General features: G+C 67.9%; 19 protein-coding genes. 8 read left to right on the top strand and 11 right to left on the bottom strand.

What is annotated here, in order from left to right; all coding sequences use genetic code 11:
- Position 1: 1 nt before the first annotated feature.
- The 3 genes from ACOFKW_RS01280 to ACOFKW_RS01270 form a co-directional block, all read right to left on the bottom strand.
- Positions 2-1,486 (bottom strand): ATPase domain-containing protein, encoded by a 1,485-nt coding sequence (locus ACOFKW_RS01280; RefSeq protein ID WP_419815543.1) that lies wholly within the window; start codon positions 1,484-1,486, stop codon positions 2-4.
- Positions 1,483-2,310: a sensor histidine kinase gene (locus tag ACOFKW_RS01275; protein WP_419815542.1), complete on the bottom strand. Its 828-nt coding sequence runs from the start codon at positions 2,308-2,310 to the stop codon at positions 1,483-1,485. The genes ACOFKW_RS01280 and ACOFKW_RS01275 overlap by 4 nt, the downstream gene beginning before the upstream one ends.
- Before the next feature lie 84 nt (positions 2,311-2,394).
- A complete protein-coding gene (locus ACOFKW_RS01270) occupies positions 2,395-3,123 on the bottom strand; it encodes a dienelactone hydrolase family protein (RefSeq protein ID WP_419815541.1) in 729 nt (242 codons plus the stop codon).
- Between the two features lie 81 nt (positions 3,124-3,204).
- On the opposite strand from ACOFKW_RS01270, the gene ACOFKW_RS01265 reads away from it, so the two are divergent.
- Complete coding sequence (locus ACOFKW_RS01265) at positions 3,205-3,663, top strand: response regulator (RefSeq protein WP_419815540.1); 459 nt, start codon at positions 3,205-3,207, stop codon at positions 3,661-3,663.
- Here the strand turns inward: ACOFKW_RS01265 and ACOFKW_RS01260 are convergent.
- From ACOFKW_RS01260 to ACOFKW_RS01245, 4 genes are all read right to left on the bottom strand, one after another.
- Complete coding sequence (locus tag ACOFKW_RS01260; RefSeq protein WP_419815539.1) at positions 3,647-3,868, bottom strand: hypothetical protein; 222 nt, start codon at positions 3,866-3,868, stop codon at positions 3,647-3,649. The genes ACOFKW_RS01265 and ACOFKW_RS01260 overlap by 17 nt on opposite strands.
- Positions 3,869-4,172: 304 nt before the next feature.
- The gene (locus ACOFKW_RS01255; protein ID WP_419815538.1) at positions 4,173-5,636 is read right to left on the bottom strand and encodes a deoxyribodipyrimidine photo-lyase; all 1,464 of its coding nucleotides are present in this window, start codon (positions 5,634-5,636) and stop codon (positions 4,173-4,175) included.
- Entirely contained in the window at positions 5,630-6,124 is a 495-nt protein-coding gene (locus tag ACOFKW_RS01250; RefSeq protein WP_419815537.1) for a DUF427 domain-containing protein, read from the bottom strand. The genes ACOFKW_RS01255 and ACOFKW_RS01250 overlap by 7 nt, the downstream gene beginning before the upstream one ends.
- Positions 6,121-6,483 carry a thiol-disulfide oxidoreductase DCC family protein gene (locus ACOFKW_RS01245; RefSeq protein ID WP_419815536.1) on the bottom strand — a complete coding sequence of 121 codons (363 nt, stop codon included), beginning with the start codon at positions 6,481-6,483 and terminating at the stop codon, positions 6,121-6,123. The genes ACOFKW_RS01250 and ACOFKW_RS01245 overlap by 4 nt, the downstream gene beginning before the upstream one ends.
- A 238-nt stretch (positions 6,484-6,721) precedes the next feature.
- Here ACOFKW_RS01245 and ACOFKW_RS01240 point away from each other — a divergent pair, with 238 nt between their 5' ends.
- A complete protein-coding gene (locus ACOFKW_RS01240; protein ID WP_419815535.1) occupies positions 6,722-7,438 on the top strand; it encodes a glutathione S-transferase in 717 nt (238 codons plus the stop codon).
- Between the two features lie 8 nt (positions 7,439-7,446).
- Here the strand turns inward: ACOFKW_RS01240 and ACOFKW_RS01235 are convergent, their stop codons facing one another.
- Positions 7,447-8,376, bottom strand: coding sequence for a LysR family transcriptional regulator (locus tag ACOFKW_RS01235; protein ID WP_419815534.1), 930 nt, complete (start codon positions 8,374-8,376; stop codon positions 7,447-7,449).
- A gap of 189 nt (positions 8,377-8,565) precedes the next feature.
- On the opposite strand from ACOFKW_RS01235, the gene ACOFKW_RS01230 reads away from it, so the two are divergent.
- From ACOFKW_RS01230 to ACOFKW_RS01215, 4 genes are read left to right on the top strand one after another with little or no spacing between them, the layout of a single operon-like run.
- A complete protein-coding gene (locus tag ACOFKW_RS01230; RefSeq protein WP_419815533.1) occupies positions 8,566-9,093 on the top strand; it encodes a formate dehydrogenase subunit gamma in 528 nt (175 codons plus the stop codon).
- Positions 9,090-10,610 carry a formate dehydrogenase beta subunit gene (locus ACOFKW_RS01225; protein ID WP_419815532.1) on the top strand — a complete coding sequence of 507 codons (1,521 nt, stop codon included), beginning with the start codon at positions 9,090-9,092 and terminating at the stop codon, positions 10,608-10,610. The genes ACOFKW_RS01230 and ACOFKW_RS01225 overlap by 4 nt, the downstream gene beginning before the upstream one ends.
- Positions 10,611-10,615: 5 nt before the next feature.
- Positions 10,616-13,474 carry a formate dehydrogenase subunit alpha gene (gene fdhF / locus ACOFKW_RS01220; protein ID WP_419815531.1) on the top strand — a complete coding sequence of 953 codons (2,859 nt, stop codon included), beginning with the start codon at positions 10,616-10,618 and terminating at the stop codon, positions 13,472-13,474.
- A complete protein-coding gene (locus ACOFKW_RS01215; protein WP_419815530.1) occupies positions 13,471-13,767 on the top strand; it encodes a formate dehydrogenase subunit delta in 297 nt (98 codons plus the stop codon). Before fdhF ends, ACOFKW_RS01215 begins: the two co-directional genes overlap by 4 nt.
- 64 nt (positions 13,768-13,831) lie before the next feature.
- On the opposite strand, the gene ACOFKW_RS01210 is transcribed toward ACOFKW_RS01215, so the two are convergent.
- Positions 13,832-14,779, bottom strand: a complete 948-nt coding sequence (locus tag ACOFKW_RS01210; RefSeq protein WP_419815529.1) for an alpha/beta hydrolase — start codon at positions 14,777-14,779, stop codon at positions 13,832-13,834.
- A gap of 139 nt (positions 14,780-14,918) precedes the next feature.
- Between ACOFKW_RS01210 and ACOFKW_RS01205 the strand changes: the two genes are divergently transcribed.
- Positions 14,919-15,788 (top strand): alpha/beta hydrolase family esterase, encoded by an 870-nt coding sequence (locus ACOFKW_RS01205; protein WP_419815528.1) that lies wholly within the window; start codon positions 14,919-14,921, stop codon positions 15,786-15,788.
- A gap of 57 nt (positions 15,789-15,845) precedes the next feature.
- Positions 15,846-16,784, top strand: coding sequence for an ornithine cyclodeaminase family protein (locus tag ACOFKW_RS01200; protein WP_419815527.1), 939 nt, complete (start codon positions 15,846-15,848; stop codon positions 16,782-16,784).
- Here ACOFKW_RS01200 and ACOFKW_RS01195 read toward each other — a convergent pair.
- A complete protein-coding gene (locus ACOFKW_RS01195) occupies positions 16,769-18,082 on the bottom strand; it encodes a spinster family MFS transporter (protein ID WP_419815526.1) in 1,314 nt (437 codons plus the stop codon). The genes ACOFKW_RS01200 and ACOFKW_RS01195 overlap by 16 nt on opposite strands.
- Positions 18,079-19,224, bottom strand: a complete 1,146-nt coding sequence (locus ACOFKW_RS01190; protein ID WP_419815525.1) for a dipeptidase — start codon at positions 19,222-19,224, stop codon at positions 18,079-18,081. Before ACOFKW_RS01190 ends, ACOFKW_RS01195 begins: the two co-directional genes overlap by 4 nt.
- Positions 19,225-19,611: the final 387 nt, after the last annotated feature.

Here is a 19,611-nt window from a genome sequence, read left to right as displayed (position 1 = left end):
ATCAGCCTCCGTGCTTTGGTGGGTGGCCGTGCGGGCCGTCGTCGCGCCGGGCCGACAGGATCAGCTCGGCGCTGTCGGCACTGTCGCTGATGATCATGCCCGCGGCGGTCAGCGCATATTCGTGGCGCAACGGCACGATGTCGCTGTCCCGCGCCTTGAGGATCGAGATGAAACGGTGCAGGCGCGCGCCTTGCTCGACGTAGCGCAGCAGGATCAAATTCTCCGCGAGGCTCGATGCATCCTCGATCGGCATTCGGAAACCCGACCCGAAGACCTCGCGCAGCTCGACGGAATAGACGGTCGTGACGCCGATGACGCGGAGCTGGTTGGCGATGGTGGAAAAGAAGTTGCCGATGCGCGCGGTGTCGATCGAACTGTTCTTGAAGGCGGTCAGCCCGTCGATGAACAGGCGCTTCACGCCCCGGCGGTACACCGCTTCGAGCAGCCGCTCGCCGTAGACATCGAGGAGATCGCTGGTCGGGGTCTGCCACAGCAGCTCGATGATATTGTCGTCGAACAGCTTGCCGAGCGCCGGGCTGAGCTGGTCGACCTTGGCGCGCAGCCGCACCGGCGTCTCGTAGAAGCCGAACATCATGCCCGGTTCCTCGGCCGACGACCGCGACAGGAAGTGCAGGCCCAGCGTCGTCTTGCCGACGCCCGACGGACCCATGACCATCGTCGTCGATGCCGACGGCAGGCCGCCACCAAGCATCGCGTCGAGCTGGTCGATGCCGGTCGAGGTCCGTGCCAGCCCGGTATCGACAGCCTGCGACGGGCGCGCCAGCAGTGCCTCGATGCGGGGATGGACGGTGATGCCGGCGTCGCTGATCTTGTAGGAGTGACGCCCGCGCAGGAAGCCGCTGCCGCGGAATTTGCGGACCTGGAGGTCGCTTTGCACCTGCCAGCCATAGACTCGCTCATTCAGCTCGATCAGACCGTCGACCATGGTGCGCTCGGGCGAGACCATGTCGTTGTTGCTCGTCGTCAGGAACATTGTGCAGTCGGAGGCGAGCGCGATCTCCTGGAGGTCGTGGATCATCTCGCGGAACGCCTGGTCGCTTTCCGAACTGGCCTCTGCCGAGATCAGCCCGTCGATGACCAGCAGCGAAGTCCTGGTGCGGATGATCTCGCGCCGCAGCAGGTCGAGCAGCGTGTCGAGGCCGCCGTCGTGCATCTCGTTGAAGGCGCTGAGATAAGTCAGTCGATCGGGGATCACCGCCTCGTCGAAGAAGCTCAGGCCGCGCATGTTGCCGATCATGCGTGCATGGTTTTCTGCCAGCAGCGTGACGAACAGCGCGCGGCCACCGCCGGCGACGTGGTGGAAGCTGATCTGGTTGGTCAGGATGGTCTTGCCGGCGCCGGGATCGCCCTGGATGATGTACATCCCGCCGAGCATGAAGCCACCGCCGAGGATGGTATCGAGGCCGGCGATGCCGCTGGAAACGCGCGCCGGCGCCGGCTCGCCGGCCGGTGGCTGCAGGGTCATCGCAACGCTCCGGTGTGCCGGGGGAGGACGACGCAGAACGTCGATCCGCCACCGGGGCGGGCGGTCACCCGGACCTCGCCGCCCATCGTCTCGCTCAGGTGCCGGATGACCCACAGGCCGATACCGAACCCGGCCTCCTCGCCACGACGGACGGCGCGCTCGAAGCATTCGAAGATGCGCATATGGGCCTCGTGCGAAATGCCCGGGCCGCGGTCGGCTACGCTGAGGTGGACGAAGTCGCCGACCGGTTCGGCGCGGACCGAGATCGGTGCCCCGGCACAATATTTGATGGCGTTGGAGACGAGGTTGTCGACGATCTGCTCGAGCGCCTGCTGGTCGCCGACGATGGCGAGGTCAGGGTCGGGCAGGGCGATGGTGATGTCGCACTTCACCCGCTCGGCAAGCGGGCGGAAGTTATCGCAGACCGCCTGGATCACCGGGACCACGGCGATCCGGGCCTTGTCGAGCCGCAGCTTGCCCGCCGCCATCCGCGAGACATCGAGCAGCGTCGTCGCCCGCCGTGCAAAGATGCCGGCCGCCTGTTCGAGCTGGCTCAGATTGGACTCGATCTTGTCGGGCTGCCAGCCGTCCAGCCGTCGCCGCAGGATCTCGACCCGGGCAACGACCGGGGTCAGCGCGTTCTTCAGCTCGTGCGCCGCGACCGCGAGAAAGCCGTCCCGGGCCGCGACGACCTCGGCCAGCCGCTCGTTCTCGGCGCTGAGCGCGGCGATGCGGCTGGTCAGGTTGCAGATCAGTTCGTCGGCAGGGGAGCCGCTGCCGCATGGTCCGGGCCGAATGGACTTTGCGGCAATGCGAGACGGCATCGTACTTCCCTCCCCGACGCGGGGGAACTGTATGAAACCGTACATCGGCAAATAGTTGCGTTGCCGATTTGCGAATGCGCCTCGCTAGCGCAGCGTTCTGTCGAAGAAGGCCAGCATTTCATGCCAGCCACGCTCCGCCGCCGCCTCGTCGTAGACCGGGAAATCGGGGTTCATCCAGCCATGCGCGGCGGCATAGGTCTCGGAGCGGTAGCGCACGCCTGCGTCATCAAGGGCATGCTCGAAACGCTCGGCCATCGCCGGCGGGTAGCTGGCGTCGTTCTCGGCGGCGGCGATGTACAGCTCGGCCTCGATCGCGGCGGCATGGCGGTGCGGGCTGTCGGGCGCATCGGTCGCGAGGTTGCCGCCGTGGAAGCTGGCGACGGCGGCGAACCGCTCGGGCCAGGTGCCGGCCGCCGCGATCGCCATGCCGCCGCCCATGCAGAAGCCGACCGCGCCCACCCGGCTCCCCGCGACGTCGACGCGCGTCGCGAGATAGTCGAGGAACGCGTCGCTGTCCTGCGCCGCCTGCCGGTTGCTCGTCGTCGCCATCAGCGGGCCGAGGATGGCGCGGAAATCGCCCTTGAACACCTCGCGCGGATCAAACGGGCCATAGGGCCCATAGCGGTAGAACAGGTCGGGCAGCAGCACGACATAGCCGGCCGCCGACAATTGCTCTGCCATCGCCAGCTGGGCCGGGCGGATGCCCCCCGCGTCCATGTAGAAGATGATCGCGGGCGCGCTGCCGCCGCTGGTGAACACATGCGCCGGGCATTTCCCGTCGGTAGTGTCGATGATCGTCCGTTCGTGAGCCATGCCGATTTTCCTTTGCGCGCCAACCGCAACCGTATCGCAGCGGCCGGTCCCGACACCAGCCCGGCTCGACCATAAGCTGCGGTGTTCGGCCCCACCGATGAAACCTATGCCGGGGCAATCGGTTCGAAGTGGATGATCCAGTCCACCGATCCCTACGCCCTGGTCGTCGACGACGATCCGCTTATCCTCATGGATGCATGCGGTATTCTCGAAGACGCAGGCTTCCGCTTCTTCGAGGCCGGCACCGGTGACGAGGCAAAGCTGCTGCTCGCGGAGCATGCGGAAAGCGTGACGCTGCTGTTCTCGGACGTCGAGATGCCCGGCGAAACCGACGGCTTCGCGCTGGCCCGCTACGTCGCCGAGCACTGGCCGTGGATCGAGATCGTCATCGCCAGCGGCCGGATCAAGCCCGAGGCGGACCAGATGCCCGACAAGGCGACGTTCCTCAGCAAGCCGTTCAACCACGACATGGTCCTCGACCACCTTCGCAAGACGTTGCCAGACGGCAAGAAGCCCGAGCCGCTCAAGCGCGCCGCCTGATCCGCGCCAGCAGGCGGTGGCGGCCCAGTTCGACGCGCAGGGCGGCGACGACGCGCCGGCCCTGGATCATCAGCAATATGCCGAGCAGCCCGAAGCAGAAGGCGGGCATCGCCGTGGCGTCGCCGTACCGGCTGAACTTCAACACAGACGCTGCAGCGACGATTGCCGCGCCGAGGCTACGCCAGGCGAGATCGTGGCGCCTCATTCGGTGATACCGCAGGGCGGCGCGGGGTTCCGGGGCGGGACCAGCGGCAAGAGTACGATCGCCCCGAATATGAAGCGCCGCCCGTTCCTGCCGCTTCCTAGTTTGGGCTCCAGGTTGCTCGGTGACATGGCGAGACTGCTCCTCTTACGAGGTCCCACCGCAGCCGACTGCCGCGACGAACCTGAGCCAGTCTTTTAATTCGTCGCCGAATTAAGGTTCGAGAGCGAAAGCCCTACACGGGCGTATGAATGGCATAAGCCTGCCACCTTAAAACGGGCAGGGCACTCGGCCCCGGCAGGCGGCGTCAGGCCAGATAGCGTTCCCGCGGGAGCTCGTCCGGCACGCTGACGGCGGGCATCGGCCGCGCGGCCGCCTCGGCAAGCCATGCAGCACCACCATCGCGACCGCGGGTCGAGCCGTCGCTGCGCGCCGTGACCCTTCCGTAGATCGGCCGCTCGCGGTCGCCCGGCGAACCGCCGAACATCGCCGCGATATTGCCGTAGGTCGATGGATCGCGACCGTCGAGGCTCAGCCGATCGTTGAGATAACAGGCCGTCGCCCACGCAGTCTCGGGGTCGGGCGTCATCGCGATGAGCCGCTTCGCCCAATACATCCGCAGATTATTGTGCATCCAGCCAAGCCCGAGGAACTGGCGCTGGCAGGCGTTCCACGTCTCGTCGCGAGTTTCGCCGCGCAGCAGCGCCGCCAGATCCTCGACATCGGGCCGGGGGTCGCCGGCGTGGTGGCCCAGCGTATCGCGCGCCCATGCCGCGACGCGGTCGTAGCGCTCGGGCGTCGTCGAGCCGCGCGCCTGATAGTGGAACCACTCGCGCCAGCCGAGCAGCTCGTCGGCGAACTTCGTCTTGTGCCGCGCCCCCGCCTCGGCAGCGACCACCGCCCGCATGACCTCGCGCGGGCCGAGCACCCCGAAGTGCAGGTAGGGCGACAATTCGCTCGCACCCTGCGCCTTGGTGGCGTCGTTGCGGGTGGCGGCGTAACCGGGCAACACGTCGCCGATCAGCCGCGCCAATCGTGCCTCGGCAGCATCGCGCCCGGCGGGAAAGACCGGGCTGGCAGGCAGGCTGTGGTCGATGTCGACCCCGGCGACCAGCGCATCGAAGTCCATATCCTCCAGCCGGTCCGGCGTAAAAGGCAACGTGCCGTCGAAAGGCGCAATCCCGGTCGCCTCGTCTTCCGCTTCGAGCCATTCGGCACGCGCCGGCTCGTGGCGCCGCAGGAAAGCGGTCCGCCCGCCGATGCCATCGCCCAGCACCGAGGGTGGCACCAGGCATGCCGCCTTGACCGCGTACACCGGCACCGCGATCCGTGCCGCGACACGCTCCGCCTGCCAGCGCGCGACGAAGGTCGGCTGGTCCTCCAGCACCAGCGCCGCCGCTTCGCCACCGAGCCGATACACCAGTCCCTTCTCGCGCCGCCCGGCGTGATCGACATGCTGGACGCAGGCGAGGCCGCGCGCGCGACAGCCGATTGCCAGGTCGCGTCCGGCGCCGAGAATGAACTGGTGCAGGCGATCCGAGGCGTAGGGATAATCCTCGCGCACGCCGTGATAGACCAACACCGGCAGTCCCAGCGCGTTGCCGAGCCGGACGGCGGCATCGATCACCGGGTTGTCACGCGCGCGCAACGCCTGCTGCAGCCAGCACAGCACATAGCGTCCCTCGGCATTCAGGCCGTGCTCGTTCATCGCGCGGACGCGTGGCGCCTGATGCCAGTCGGCAAGACCGGTCGGCAGCGCCGCGGTCACCATCCGGCGCTGCCCGGCACGCCCTTGAACGGACCGGCAAGGTCGGCGGTGATCCAGCCGCCATAGAAGCCGCCGGGCTGTGGCCGCACCCGCTCGCCGTCGATCGTGCACAGGTCGAGCGGCTCGGCGTAGAAGGCGAGATGATCCCTGAGCAGAGCGAAGGTCGGCGTCGGGCTCGAATAGCTCCAGGCGATGTCGCGGAGCAGTTCACCGCCGACGTCCAGATGCCAGTAGCGCGCCTCGCCCTTCCACTCGCAGAACGAGCGGTGCTGCGACGGGCGCAGCAGGCCCGACGCGATGGCTTTCGGTGGAATGTACCAGCTCGGCGGATGACTCGTCTCGAGCGTGCGGACGGCGTCGCGGGTCTCGGCGACGACGACGCCGGCATGCTCGATGCGGATATGCCTCGCGCTCGCCTCGGCCACGGCGGGACGCGGATAGCGCCAGACGCTCTCCTGCCCCGGCTTCGGCGTATCGGGCCGCGGCCTCATGCCCGGGCCTCGCGCCGGATCAGCCAGCCCTGCAGGCGCGGACGGATCGCCAGGAAACGCAGGTAGATGCGCTCCAGAAGGGCTAGCACCGTCGGGTTGCGCGCCAGCAGTCCGAGCGGCCGGAGCAGCGGGATGGCACGCCACATCGCCGCGAACGCTGCGGCGCCCGACAAGAGGCGACCGTCCTCTACCGCATGAAAGCGCGCCAGCATCGCGCTCCGATCGATCGGGCAACTCGTGTCCGCATCGGCGGCATCGACGAAATCTATGGCCCCCGCCCGGTCGAGGCGGCGCATCAACGCGATCTCGCGAGCGCAGAGCGGGCAGCCACCATCATGCCAGACCGTCACCTTGCTCATCGCTTGCATCCAGGCAGAGTGAACCACAACCGACCGCGTTCCGCGTGCGACACGAACGCCCGCCGGTGGCGTCGCCCGGTCGAGCCAAACCTGTGTCACGGTCGGTCAGCCGCAGCCAAACATCGGCTGACGAGGCGGCAGGGGTGCGGCGGGCGGTCCCTTCATCAGCAGTTGGAAAAGGCCGGCCCGCGCGGCAAGATCGCCTCGACGCTCGACCGAGCCGATTCGGAGTTCTCGCATGTCCGATTATGAGCTGTATTACTGGTCGGTGCCGTTCCGTGGGCAGTTCGTGCGCGCAGTGCTGGCCTATGCCGGCAAGAGCTGGACGGAAGCCGGCGACGAGGCGATTGCGGACTCGATGAGCGGGACGGTCGGGGACATGCCGGTGCCGTTCATGGGTCCGCCGCTGCTTATCGACAAAAAGGCCGGTTTTGCCGTCGCCCAGATGCCGGCCATCATCCTCTATCTCGGCGAGACGCTGAAGCTGATGCCGGCGACGGCTCAATTGCGCGCCATGACCATGAAGATCGTCAACGACGCCAATGACGTGATCGACGAGCTGACTCTCGACGGCGGGCGCCAGATGTGGACCGACAAGCGCTGGCAGGATTATGTCCCTCGTCTTCGGAAGTGGCTGTCATTCTGGGAGGAAACCGGGCGTCGACATGGGCTGAAGGCCGGCTCCGGTTTCCTGCTCGGCGGCGACGCGCCAGGCATCGCCGATATCGTGACTGCGATCCTGTGGTCGACCATGTCCGACCGGTTCGCTGCGATCGAGGCGATCATCGAGGACGCCGCCCCGTCGACTGCTGCCTTGGTGCGCCGGGTTTCCGCTTTGCCGCAACTCGCCGAACTGGCAGCGAAAGCGCGGGAGACCTATGGCGATGCCTATTGTGGCGGGAAGATCGAGGCGTCGCTGCGCAAGGTCCTGGACCACCGGCCGCGTGGCAGCTGATCAGCCGGTCAGGCGGCGCCTGGCGGAACACTCGCGGCCAGCGTGCGCGCGAAAGCCAGGCGCACCGCCTCGGACTGGGCCATGACGAAGACCGCGTGGGCGAGCGGGGCGAGGGGGCGACGGTCGCGCACGACCAGTCCGACCGCGGTGCCATCGGCCTGCCCGGCGATCTGGTGGAGCGACAGCGACGGATCCCCGACGATGTAAGGGGCATAGGTGTTGGGCATGATGCTGGCGAAGGTGCCGGCGCGCAGCATCGACAGCAGGGCGACATAGGAGTTCGCGGTCGCGCGCGGCGTCACGTTGGTCCCGGCGGCGGCAAGCTTCACGTCGAGGATGCGGCGGTTCTGCATCGACAGCGGCAGCAGGCACAGCGGCAGCGCCGCCGCCTCGGTCCAGCTCAGCGCGGGGGCCAGCCCGAGGTCGCGGTGGGCGACGACGATGTAGCGTTCGCGGTACAGTTCGACCTGCAGGACATTGGGCAGCGGCTCGTTGTCGAGGTAGGTGATGCCGGCATCGAGCTCATACTCCTCCAGCCCGCGGTCGATCTGGCGCGAGCTCAGCGAGGTGATGGCGATGCGCAGGCCGGGATGCCGCTGGCTCAGCGCGTCGGTGATCGGACCGATCGACGGCAGCGCCGCCGGGATCGTGCCCAGTCGCACCTCGCCGTCCAGCAACTCCTGCCCGCCGGCTGCTGCAAGGCGCATCGCCCCGAAGGTTGCCACCATCTGCTGGGCGAGTGGCAACACGGCGCGACCCTCAGCGGTCAGGCCGATGTAGCGACGGTCGCGCACCACCAGCCTTTGGCCGAGCAGCCGTTCGAGCGCGAGGATTCCCGCCGATAGTGTCGGCTGACTGACGCCGCAGAGCTCGGCCGCGCGCGCGAAATGCTCCTCGCGGGCCAGAACGCAGAAATATTCGACGGACCTGAGCTGCATCGGTGTCGCTTCATGACAGGCCGACCGGCACAAATACAGCGTGCAATCTCTGCCGATGGGATCCGTCGAGCGGCGCAGCTTAAGGCATGATCGGTGGCCGTGCTTGATAGACGCGGCGTATCAGTCATGCCGCCAATCGATTTGACCGCTCGATCTACCGCGCCACATTAGACGCCGGAGGATCGCAGTTTGAAGAAGACCGACAGGGCCGACCGGCAGGCTGGCGAACGCGAGATTGCCCGCGCGCGGGTCGCAGCAAACGCCGCAAATGCGCCGCTGGATGCGGTGATCGCGCCGTTTCTGGACCAGCCCGGCGCCCTGCTGCCGATCCTGCACGCCGTCCAGGCGGCGTTCGGCTATGTCGACGATGCCGCCGTGCCGGTGATTGCCGACCGTCTCAACCTGAGCCGCGCCGACGTGCACGGCGTGCTGACCTTCTACCATGATTTCCGGCGCAAGCCTGCCGGCCGCCACGTCCTCAAGCTGTGCAGCGCCGAGGCCTGCCAGTCGATGGGCGCTAACGCCCTGATCGCGCAAGCGACCGAGCGGCTGGCGACGCCGATGCACTCGACCCGCGGCGACGGCGCGGTGACGCTGGAGCCGATCTATTGCCTCGGACTGTGTTCGGCGGCGCCCGCGGCGATGCTCGACGGGCAGATCGTCGGTCGGCTGACCCCGGCGCGCCTCGACACGCTGATCGACGGGATCGCAGCATGATTACGGTCTACGTTCCCGGTGATGCCGTCGCCGTTGCCTGCGGAGCCGACGAAGTCGCCGCTGCCTTGCTCGCCACCGGCGCCGAACTGACGATCGTCCGCAATGGCTCGCGCGGCATGCATTGGCTGGAACCGCTGGTCGAGGTGGCGACCCCCGACGGGCGCATCGGCTATGGTCCGGTCGGAGCAGCGGATGTCGAAGGGCTGGTTGCCGCCGGCCTGTTCGAGGGCGGCGCGCACCCGCTGCGCATCGGCCGACCCGAGCAGCACCCGTTCCTCGCCTCGCAGCAGCGCATGACCTTCGCGCGTTGCGGCATCGTCGATCCCGCGAGGATCGACGACTATATCGCGCATGGCGGCGGCGCCGGGCTGGAGCGCGCCCGCGGGCTCGGCCCGACCGAACGCATCGACCTGGTCAAGGCATCCGGCCTGCGCGGCCGCGGCGGTGCGGGTTTCCCGACCGGCATCAAGTGGGACACCGTCGCGTTGGCCGAGGCGCCGCGCAAATATATCGTCTGCAACGCCGACGAGGGCGACAGCGGCACCTTCGCCGACCGGATGATCATGGAGGGCGACCCCTTCCTGCTCGTCGAGGGCATGGTCATCGCCGGGCTCTGCGTCGGTGCGAGCTATGGCTATATCTACATCCGCTCAGAATATCCGCACGCCGTTCGAGCGATGCAGATCGCCATCGCGGGCGCCCGCGGGCGGGGCTGGCTGGGCGGCGAGTTCGACATGGAGGTCCGCGTCGGTGCCGGCGCCTATGTCTGCGGCGAGGAGACCGCGCTGCTGGAGTCGCTGGAGGGCAAGCGTGGCCAGGTCCGCGCCAAGCCGCCGCTGCCGGCGCACAAGGGCCTGTTCGGCATGCCCACCGTCATCAACAACGTGCTCAGCCTGACCGCCGTGCCGCACATCTTCGCCGATGGTCCGGAGGTTTACGCCAGCGTTGGCCTCGGCCGCTCGCGCGGCACCATGCCGGTGCAATTGGCGGGCAACATCCGCCGCGGCGGGCTGTACGAGACGCCGTTCGGCATCACGCTCGGCGAACTGGTCAATGCCGTCGGCGGCGGTACTGCCAGCGGCCGCCCGATCTATGCGGTGCAGGTCGGCGGGCCGCTCGGCGCCTATTTCCCGCCCAGCCTGTTCGAGACGCCGTTCGACTACGAGGCGTTCACCGCGGCGGGCGGCCTGATCGGCCACGGCGGCATCACCGTGTTCGACGACACCGTCGACATGGCGAGGATGGCGCGCTTCGCCTTCGAGTTCTGCGCCGCCGAAAGCTGCGGCAAGTGCACGCCGTGCCGGATCGGTGCGACGCGCGGCGTCGAGACGATGGACAAGATCATCGCCGGCGACCGGCCGGAGCAGAACCTCGAGCTGATCGCCGACCTGGCGGAGACGATGAAGTTCGGATCGCTGTGCGCGCTCGGCGGCTTCACGCCCTATCCGGTGACGAGCGCGATCACGCATTTTCCCGAGCATTTCACCCGCGGCGCCCTCGCGCTGGCGGCGGAGTAAGGCCCATGAGTTTCGCCCGCGAGATCGACCTCGGAACCCCGGCCCCGCCGCTGGGGATCGCCGCCGACGTGACGCTGACCATCGACGGGCAGGACGTGACGGTGCCCGCCGGCACCCCGGTGATGCGCGCCGCGGCGACGCTCGGCACGACGATCCCGCGGCTGTGCGCGACCGACGTGCTCGGGGCGTTCGGCTCGTGCCGCCTGTGCCTCGTCCAGATCGACGGCCGTGCCGGTACGCCGGCCTCGTGCACCACGCCCGTCGCGACCGGCATGAAGGTCACGACGCAGACCCCGCAGCTCAAGAAGCTGCGCAAGGGCGTGATGGAGCTGTACATCTCCGATCACCCGCTCGACTGCCTGACCTGCCCGGCCAATGGCGACTGCGAGTTGCAGGACATGGCCGGCGCCGTCGGGCTGCGCGATGTCCGCTACGGCTATAACGGCGAGAACCACCTCGCCTTGGCGAAGGACGAGTCCAACCCGTATTTCACCTTCGACACGTCGAAGTGCATCGCCTGCTCGCGCTGCGTCCGCGCCTGCGACGAAGTTCAGGGCACGTTCGCGCTGACCATCGCCGGGCGTGGCTTCGACAGCCGGGTTTCAGCTTCCCAGGCTGAGCCGTTCTTCGGCAGCGAGTGTGTCAGTTGCGGTGCGTGCGTCGCTGCCTGTCCAACCGCGACCCTGACCGAGAAGAAGGTTATCGAGGTCGGCACGCCCGACCGCTCGGTCATCACCACCTGCGCCTATTGCGGCGTCGGCTGCACCTTCCGCGCCGAGATGCGCGGCGAGGAACTGGTCCGCATGGTCCCGCACAAGCAAGGCAAGGCCAACCACGGCCATAGCTGCGTGAAGGGCCGCTTCGCCTGGGGCTATGCCAACCACCGCGAGCGTATCCTCAACCCGATGATCCGCTCCAGCATCGACGAGCCGTGGCAGGAAGTGACCTGGGATGAGGCGATCGCCCACACCGCGTCGGAGTTCAAACGCATCCAGGCCAAGTACGGCATGCGCTCGGTCGGCGGCATCACCTCGTCGCGCTGCACCAACGAGGAGACCTTCCTGGTCCAGAAGCTGATCCGCGCCGCGTTCGGCAACAACAACGTCGATACCTGCGCGCGGGTCTGCCACTCGCCGACCGGCTACGGCCTGAAGACGACGTTCGGCACCTCGGCCGGCACCCAGGACTTCGACAGCGTCGAGGCTACCGACGTCGTCGTCATCATCGGCGCCAACCCGACCGACGGTCACCCGGTGTTCGCCTCGCGCCTGAAGCAGCGGCTCCGCAAGGGCGCCAAGCTGATCGTCATCGACCCGCGCCGTACCGATATCGTGCGGTCCGCGCACATCGCCGCCGAGCATCACCTCGCGCTGCGCCCCGGCACCAACGTCGCGCTGCTGACCTCGATGGCGCACGTCATCGTCACCGAGGCGCTGGCCAACGAGGCGTTCATCCGCGACCGTTGCGACTGGTCGGAATATGCCGACTGGGCCGAGTTCGTCGCCGATCCGCGCCACTCGCCCGAGGCGACCGAGCCGATGACCGGCGTCCCCGCCGCCGAGGTCCGCGCCGCTGCCCGGCTGTACGCGACCGGCGGCAACGGCGCGATCTATTACGGGCTGGGCGTCACCGAGCACAGCCAGGGCTCGACCACCGTGATGGCGATCGCCAACCTTGCGATGGTCACCGGCAACATCGGCCGCGACGGCGTCGGGGTGAACCCGCTGCGTGGCCAGAACAACGTTCAGGGCGCCTGCGACATGGGCAGCTTCCCGCACGAACTGTCGGGCTATCGCCACGTCTCCGACGACGGCGCCCGCGCCATGTTCCTGGAACTATGGGGCGTCGAGCTCGATGCCGAGCCGGGCCTGCGCATCCCCAACATGCTCGACGCCGCCGTCGATGGCACGTTCAAGGGCCTGTACATCCAGGGTGAGGACATCCTGCAGTCCGACCCCGACACCCGCCATGTCTCGGCGGGCCTTGCGGCGATGGAGTGCGTCGTCGTGCAGGACCTGTTCCTCAACGAGACCGCGAACTACGCCCATGTCTTCCTGCCCGGCTCGACCTTCCTCGAGAAGAACGGCACCTTCACCAACGCCGAGCGCCGCATCCAGCGGGTCCGCAAGGTCATGCAGCCGCGCAACGGCTTCGAGGACTGGGAGATCACGCAGAAGCTGTCGCAGGCGCTCGGCTTCCCGATGAACTACGCCCATCCATCGGAGATCATGGACGAGGTCGCTGCGGTGACGCCGACCTTCGCTGGCGTCTCGTATGAGCTGCTCGACAAGCTCGGCTCGGTGCAGTGGCCGTGCAACGTCGCGGCACCCGAGGGTACGCCGGTCATGCACCTCGACGGCTTCGTGCGCGGTCGCGGCAAGTTCGTCCGCACCGAATACGTCGCCACCGAGGAGCGGACCGGGCCGCGCTTCCCGCTGCTGCTGACCACCGGTCGCATCCTCAGCCAGTATAATGTCGGCGCGCAGACCCGGCGCACCGAGAACAGCCGCTGGCATCAGGAGGACATGCTGGAGATCCACCCGCACGACGCCGAGCAGCGCGGCATCGCGGCGGGCGACTGGGTCAAGGTCGCCAGCCGCGCCGGCGACACCACGCTACGCGCCGACCTGACCGACCGGGTCGCGCCGGGGGTCGTCTACACGACTTTCCACCACCCGACGACCCAGGCCAATGTCGTGACCACCGACAACAGCGACTGGGCAACCAACTGCCCGGAGTACAAGGTCACCGCGGTGCAGGTCGGGCGCTCGAACGGTCCGACCGACTGGCAGGTCGGCTATGAGGAGCGCAGCCGGCTGTCGAAGCGCATCGGCCCGAAGCCTGTCGCCGTGCCTGCCGAATGAGCGCAACGACGATCGACCGGCTGGTCCGCATGGCGAACCAGATCGCCGCCGAGTTCGACAACCAGCAGCCGGGCAATGCCCCGGCCGCGACCTACGATCACATCTGGCACTTCTGGGACCCGCGCATGAAGGCCCAGATGCTCGATCACATCGCCGGCGGCGGCAGCGGGCTGTCACCTGCAGCGGCCAGCGCCGTCGTCCGGCTCGCCGCAGGAAACGAGCCGGTCCCGCAGACCCGCGCCACCGAATTCGGGGTCGACGCCGACGGCAACACGGAAGGCGATGCGGGCTGACACCATCCTGAAGCCGTCGCTCGAAAAATGCTTCAGGCCCGGTGGTGAATAACGATGGCAGCCGTCACTTGGCCGGCTGGTCGCGCCAGATCCATTTGAGGACGTCGGGGAGGACCGCGCCGCCATCGGCATCCGAGTGCGCGCCTTCGGTCCAGACGTGGTCGATATCGTAGCGGGGACCGTCGCGCTTCTCCGCGTCGGCATGAGCATTTGCCCATTCCAGGGCCTTGAGCATCTGCTGATTGGCCAGGAACCAGTTGCCATGCTCGTTGTCGAGATCGCTGCGCCCGTCCTGCAGGAAGACGCGCAAGGGGCGGATCGGGCTCTTGCGGATGAGGCCGGGGTAGGTGTCGCCGCCATAGGTCAGCGGTGTGCCGTCCGGCGCAAGTTTCAGGCCGATCGAGGTATAGCTGCCGATGAAGCTGATGACGTTGCCGAACGCTTCCGGATGCCGCCACGCCACCGTCCATGACGCGATCGCGCCACTCGAGGTTCCGCCGATCGCCCGTCGCCGGGGCTCCGCCGCGAACCGCCACTTCTGCGCCACGGCAGGCAACAGCTCCTCCAGCGTCATGCGCGAATAATCCGGGGACAGCGCGTCGTATTCTTCGGCGCGATGATCCGGGTTCTGCATGCCGAGATTGTCCGGATACCGCGCCGACAGATTGCCCGGCGTCACGAACACGCCGAGTGTCGTGGGGATGGCGCGTTGCTCGATGAGCTTGTCGAGCAGCGCCGGTATCCCGAGCGACCCCCCCGGATTGGTTGCGCGCTGGCCATCCTGGAACAACAGCAAGTTGGGCGGCCGCGACGGGTCGTAGTTCGCCGGGACGTAGACCCAGTAACGGCGGACAGTGCCGGGATAGATCTTGGAATGGAGTTCGAACGGACCTTCGAGCCGTCCCCGCAGCGCCACGGGCTGCGACGCGACCGCCGGCGCCGGCGTGGTTCGAGGCACCGCCGCCTCGGCGCCCGTCGCCAGCACCAGCGCCAAGATCAATGCCCACATCATAGCGTCTCCCCGTTCCGGCATGATCCAGCACCGCCCCGCCGGCGTGGGCGTTCGATACGCTGTAGCCCGGCCACGCGACGTCGCGCCACGGATCTTCAAAATAGTTTGCGGCCGACGAAATCCAGACTAGGCGTTGCTCATGCTCCCGGTCCGCCTCCTTGCCGCGCTGGCTGCCGGCTTCGTCTCGCACTCCGCGCTCGCCCAGTGCCGCGTCGACGCCCTCGACGCGTTTCCGGAGCGCGCGCAGGTCCATCTGCCGACGATGCTTCCCTCCGGTCCGATGCCGCTCGTCATCCTGCTCCACGGCAGCAATGGCAGCGGTGCCGATATCCTGCGCAACAGCCACCTGGCCGAGACCGCGGATCGTCACGGTTTCATCGTTGCCGCTCCCAATGGCGCAATCACCGTGGCGCGGGGCTATGCCTGGAATATCCCCGGCGTGCCGACCGTGTCGGGGACGCTGCCCGCCAAGGACGCGCGCGACGATGTCGCCTATCTCACCGGCCTGGTCAGGCGGCTGGTCGCGACCGGCTGCGTCGACGACAAGCGCGTCTATGCGACCGGCCTGTCGGGCGGTGGGCGGATGGCCTCCTGGCTCGGCTGTGTCGTGCCACGCCGCTTTGCCGCGATCGCGCCCGTCGTCGGGCTGCGCGCCGGGCGACCGCTGGCATCCGACCCGACGCGGGTGGATCCCGCGACCTGCCACGCCGCCACGCCGCTGCCCGTGCTCGCCTTCTCCGGCGACAATGACACCACCAATCCGATTACCGGGGGCGGTGCCTCCTATTGGCAGTATCCCCAGACCGCGGCGTTGCAGCGCTGGGCCGCGATGAACGGCTGCACCGGACCCTATGTGCGCGACATCGATGCAAGCTCGTACGAACAAGGCTATGCCCGTTGCCGAGGCGATGCGACCGTCGCGGCGCGTATCCTGCGCGGCGGGCAGCACAGCTGGGCGGTCGTCGACAACGAGGCGATGTGGGCCTTCCTGTCACGGTACCGGCGTTGATCGGCAGCTCGGCGGCAGTGCGGTCGATGCGCCGCGAACGAGCGGGGAGCTGACGTCATGCGCTTCATAGACGCGGCGGAGGTCCGGGCGGGCCTGGGACCGGACGACTGCATCGCGGTGGTGCGCGCGGCGATGATGGCACTGTCCGCCGGCGAGACGATCCAGTCGCCCCGCGCGGTGCTGTCGCTGGGCCGGGGCAACAAGTTCGGCGTCATGCCGGCGGCGCTGTCGGCGCAGGGCATGTTCGGCGCCAAGCTGGTCGGCGTGTTCGGCGACGCCGCGCATCCGGGTCGCCAGGCGCATCGGGGTGTCGTCGTACTGTTCGACGGTGATAATGGCCAGCCGGTCTGCGTCGTCGATGCCGAGGAGATCACGCTGGCGCGCACCGCCGCAGCGAGCGCGGTCGCCACAGATTGCCTTGCCCGCGCCGACGCGACGACGCTGGCGATCTTCGGCAGCGGCGCCCAGGCCGAGGCGCACGTCCTGGCGATTGCCCGCGTTCGCGCCCTGACCAGGGTGACGATCTGGGGCCGATCGCTGGCCAACGCGTCGCTGCTCGCGGCTAGGCTGGCGGCGGCGACCGGGCTGGAGGTCGTCGCCGAGGCGGACGGCGAGACGGCGGCGCGCGCCGATATCGTCTGCACGGTCACGACGTCGGCGGAGCCGGTCCTGTTCTCCGACTGGGTCGCCGATGGTACCCACGTCAACCTCGTCGGATCGAGCCGGCCGGGTCCCGTCGAGATCGACCGGGCGCTGCTGCTGCGCGGTCGCTACATCGCCGACAGCCGCGCCCAGGTGCTGCTCGAAGCGGCCGAGTTCCTCAATGCCAAGGCCGCCGGCGACCTGGGCGACGACCATATCGTCGGCGAGATTGGCGAGGTGTTGCTCGGCCGGGTGGTGGGACGTCGCACGGCGAGCGAGGTGACGATCTACAAGTCGCTCGGCCACCCCGTGCAGGATCTTGCCGCCGCCGCGTTCCTCTACGCGCGCTCCTGACCGTCGATCCTCGCCAGCATCAGCCGGTACGGGCGCAGCGATCGCCACAATAACAGCGCGCTGCCCGTTGCCGCGACGGCGGTGACGACCGTGATCGATTTTCGCACCGCAAGTTCGTCGTGGAATACGAAGTCGGTGCACAGCGCGACCAGTGTCGGCCCCATGCCCATGCCGACAAGGTTGATCAGCAGCAGGTACAGTGCCGTCATCTGGCCGCGCAGCCCGTTCGGGGTGACGCGCTGCAGGACGACCGGTGCCAGCGCGATCGACATGCTGATGAAAAAGCTGGTCAACGCGACGCCGGCCAGTGCTGCATAGGGCGTCGACACCAGACCTGCGCCGATCGCCGACGGGATCGCCGCCACGGTGCCGAAGATCGAGAGCCACAGATGCGCATCGGCGCGGCCCCGGGCCACGAGCTTGTCGGCGGCGAAACCGCTGAGCAGCATGCCGCTGGTGCCGAACACCAGCATGATCACGCCATAGGCGATGCCGATGTCGCGCACGCTCCAACCCCACAGGCGGATCACCGCGGTCGGGAACCACGACGTATAGGCGAAGGTGACGATCGCCAGCACGGCATAGCCGAGGATCGCCGGCAGGTAGAAGCTGCGGTTGGCGGTGAAATGGCCGAGCCCGGCCTCGCCGCCCGCGAGTTCGCGCCGGACCGGCTCGCGCACCGTCAGCATCAGCGGCACGAGCACCAGCCCAGGCAGCGCCACCAGCAGGAACGCCAGCTGCCACGGCCGGAAGTCGCCGAGCAGCGGCAGCGTCACCAGGTCGACACCCTTGGTGCTGGCGATGACGAAGCCGCCGACGATGAAGGCCAGCCCCGAGCCGAGATAGACGCCGAGCGAGTAGATTCCCAACGCCCGGCCCCGGCGTTCGCGCGGGAAGTAGTCGGCGAGCATCGAATAAGCGGCGGGCGACAGGCTGGCCTCGCCGAAACCGACCATCATGCGCGCCAGGAACAGCCCAGCCAGGCTGCCGGCGAAACCGCATGCGGCGGTCGCGGCCGACCACACCGCGATGCCGACGATGATCAACGTCCGCCGGTTGAAGCGGTCGGCGGCGCGCCCGAGGAACAGGCCGACCAGCGTGTAGAAGATCGCGAAGGCGAAGCCGTGCAACAGGCTGATCTGCGTATCGCTGAGCATCAGGTCGCGCTTCACCGGCTCGACCATCAGGCTGAGGATCTGCCGGTCGACGTACGACAATGTATAGGCCAGCAGTAGGACGCCGGTGACGTAATAGCCGCGCGCCGGCGTCGGGTAGCTGTCCGCCCGGTCAGCCGTCATGCCGGCCAGATGTCCTTGAACAAGCGATTGAAATTGCCGCCGATGACCTTTTCGACGACCCGCGTGGGGACCTTGGCCCGGTCGAGTTCGGCGGCGATGATCTCCATGCGGCGCGCGCTGTTGAGGTCGGGCACGGCGATCGGGCTGTCGCCTTCGCCGGGCGCGCCGATGCCCGCCTTCTGCCGCGCCGCCGCGGTCTGGCGGACGATGTCCATATAGGCCGGCGAGATGTCGACCGGCGTGATGCTCTGGTCGCTGCCGACGCCGACATGGTCCTCGCCGCAGACGTTGATCGCATGCTGCAGATGGCGGATGAACAACGCCTTCGATGCGGCGACCGGGTCGTGGCCGAGGAACGGCATCAGGTAGATGCCGACGACGCCGCCCTTTTGGGCGACCGCGCGCAAGGCTTCGTCGGGCTGGTTGCGCTGGCTGTCGAACACCGCGCGGGCGCCGGTGTGCGAGATGGTGATCGGCCGCGTCGACGCCGCGACGGTGTCGAGCACGGTCCGCATGTTGGCGTGACCGGTGTCGACGACGATGCCGAGCGCGTTCATCCGGGCGACCGCCTCGCGGCCGAGCGGGGTCAGCCCCTCGGTATCGGGCAGCGAGCTTCCGGCGCCGAGCAGGTTGCGGTCGTTGTAGGTCAACTGCATGATCTTGACCGACAGGTTGGCGAAGGTGTCGATCAGGCTGATGTCGGCGCCGATCGACTGCATGCCCTGGAAGCCGAAGATGAGGCCGAGCTTCTTCTCGGCCTTGGCGCGCGCGATGTCGGCGTGCTTCCGGACCAGCAGGAAATAATCGGGGTGCTGCTCGACGAGGCGGGTCCACAACGCGATCTCGCGCACCGTTTCGATGAAGCTGCCGGGCTTGCCGACGGTCAGGTTGATCGCGGTGATCCCCGAGGCGCGCGTCGCATCGAGCTGGGCGCGGCTGAGCGGCGCGAGCGGCGGGTAGGGCACGTTCCAGGTATCGGGCGACGCCAGCGCATCGATGACGATCGACTTTGAGTACAAGACTCGGATCGCCGGCGGTATGTTGTCCGTGACCGCAGCCGTTGCCGCGCGCCCGCCGATGGCGCTCAGCGCGAGTACTCCAAGGCCGAAGCCGCGCCGGTCGATGGTGAACTCGCTCAACATTTGGCTCCTGCAATCGTGGTGTCGACTGTGGTGGTCGGAATAGTGGCGGCGATCGGCGCAGCATCGAACAGACGATGTGCCTGGCCGCCGAAAAAAGATCTTTGAAGCGACCGGAAACGCGACGATCCAGATGGCGGCAACGCTGCCAGCCTTCTAAGCAACTTAGCGTCTGCCAAAGTAAATAACCCCCAGATATTCGAAAGATCGCTCGCGGCCCGTCTCTGTCCCTCCCCCGAGGCCATCGCGGGGATCCCCCCGATGATGGTGTGAATACATCGTTTCCTTTTCCGAGCGTGACCGCAACGTCTTTCTTTGTAATCACTTGGGCGCTGCACCGTCGATCTCACCCAATGACTGCATCTCTCGTTGCAAGTCACCGCGATCAGC

Source organism: Glacieibacterium sp. (assembly GCF_965200405.1).
Classification (GTDB): Bacteria; Pseudomonadota; Alphaproteobacteria; order Sphingomonadales; family Sphingomonadaceae; genus Glacieibacterium.
The sequence above is the reverse complement of the archived record's forward strand: the minus strand, read 5'-3'. Positions and strand labels throughout refer to the sequence as shown.

Excerpts from the sequence above, each read along its gene's own strand:
- ACOFKW_RS01280 (WP_419815543.1), bottom strand. The coding sequence starts at position 1,486 with ATGACCCTGCAGCCACCGGCCGGCGAGCCGGCGCCGGCGCGCGTTTCC.
- ACOFKW_RS01275 (WP_419815542.1), bottom strand. The coding sequence starts at position 2,310 with ATGCCGTCTCGCATTGCCGCAAAGTCCATTCGGCCCGGACCATGCGGC.
- ACOFKW_RS01270 (WP_419815541.1), bottom strand. The coding sequence starts at position 3,123 with ATGGCTCACGAACGGACGATCATCGACACTACCGACGGGAAATGCCCG.
- ACOFKW_RS01260 (WP_419815539.1), bottom strand. The coding sequence starts at position 3,868 with ATGAGGCGCCACGATCTCGCCTGGCGTAGCCTCGGCGCGGCAATCGTC.
- ACOFKW_RS01255 (WP_419815538.1), bottom strand. The coding sequence starts at position 5,636 with ATGGTGACCGCGGCGCTGCCGACCGGTCTTGCCGACTGGCATCAGGCG.
- ACOFKW_RS01250 (WP_419815537.1), bottom strand. The coding sequence starts at position 6,124 with ATGAGGCCGCGGCCCGATACGCCGAAGCCGGGGCAGGAGAGCGTCTGG.
- ACOFKW_RS01245 (WP_419815536.1), bottom strand. The coding sequence starts at position 6,483 with ATGAGCAAGGTGACGGTCTGGCATGATGGTGGCTGCCCGCTCTGCGCT.
- ACOFKW_RS01240 (WP_419815535.1), top strand. The coding sequence starts at position 6,722 with ATGTCCGATTATGAGCTGTATTACTGGTCGGTGCCGTTCCGTGGGCAG.
- ACOFKW_RS01235 (WP_419815534.1), bottom strand. The coding sequence starts at position 8,376 with ATGCAGCTCAGGTCCGTCGAATATTTCTGCGTTCTGGCCCGCGAGGAG.
- ACOFKW_RS01225 (WP_419815532.1), top strand. The coding sequence starts at position 9,090 with ATGATTACGGTCTACGTTCCCGGTGATGCCGTCGCCGTTGCCTGCGGA.
- fdhF (WP_419815531.1), top strand. The coding sequence starts at position 10,616 with ATGAGTTTCGCCCGCGAGATCGACCTCGGAACCCCGGCCCCGCCGCTG.
- ACOFKW_RS01215 (WP_419815530.1), top strand. The coding sequence starts at position 13,471 with ATGAGCGCAACGACGATCGACCGGCTGGTCCGCATGGCGAACCAGATC.
- ACOFKW_RS01210 (WP_419815529.1), bottom strand. The coding sequence starts at position 14,779 with ATGATGTGGGCATTGATCTTGGCGCTGGTGCTGGCGACGGGCGCCGAG.
- ACOFKW_RS01205 (WP_419815528.1), top strand. The coding sequence starts at position 14,919 with ATGCTCCCGGTCCGCCTCCTTGCCGCGCTGGCTGCCGGCTTCGTCTCG.
- ACOFKW_RS01200 (WP_419815527.1), top strand. The coding sequence starts at position 15,846 with ATGCGCTTCATAGACGCGGCGGAGGTCCGGGCGGGCCTGGGACCGGAC.
- ACOFKW_RS01195 (WP_419815526.1), bottom strand. The coding sequence starts at position 18,082 with ATGACGGCTGACCGGGCGGACAGCTACCCGACGCCGGCGCGCGGCTAT.
- ACOFKW_RS01190 (WP_419815525.1), bottom strand. The coding sequence starts at position 19,224 with ATGTTGAGCGAGTTCACCATCGACCGGCGCGGCTTCGGCCTTGGAGTA.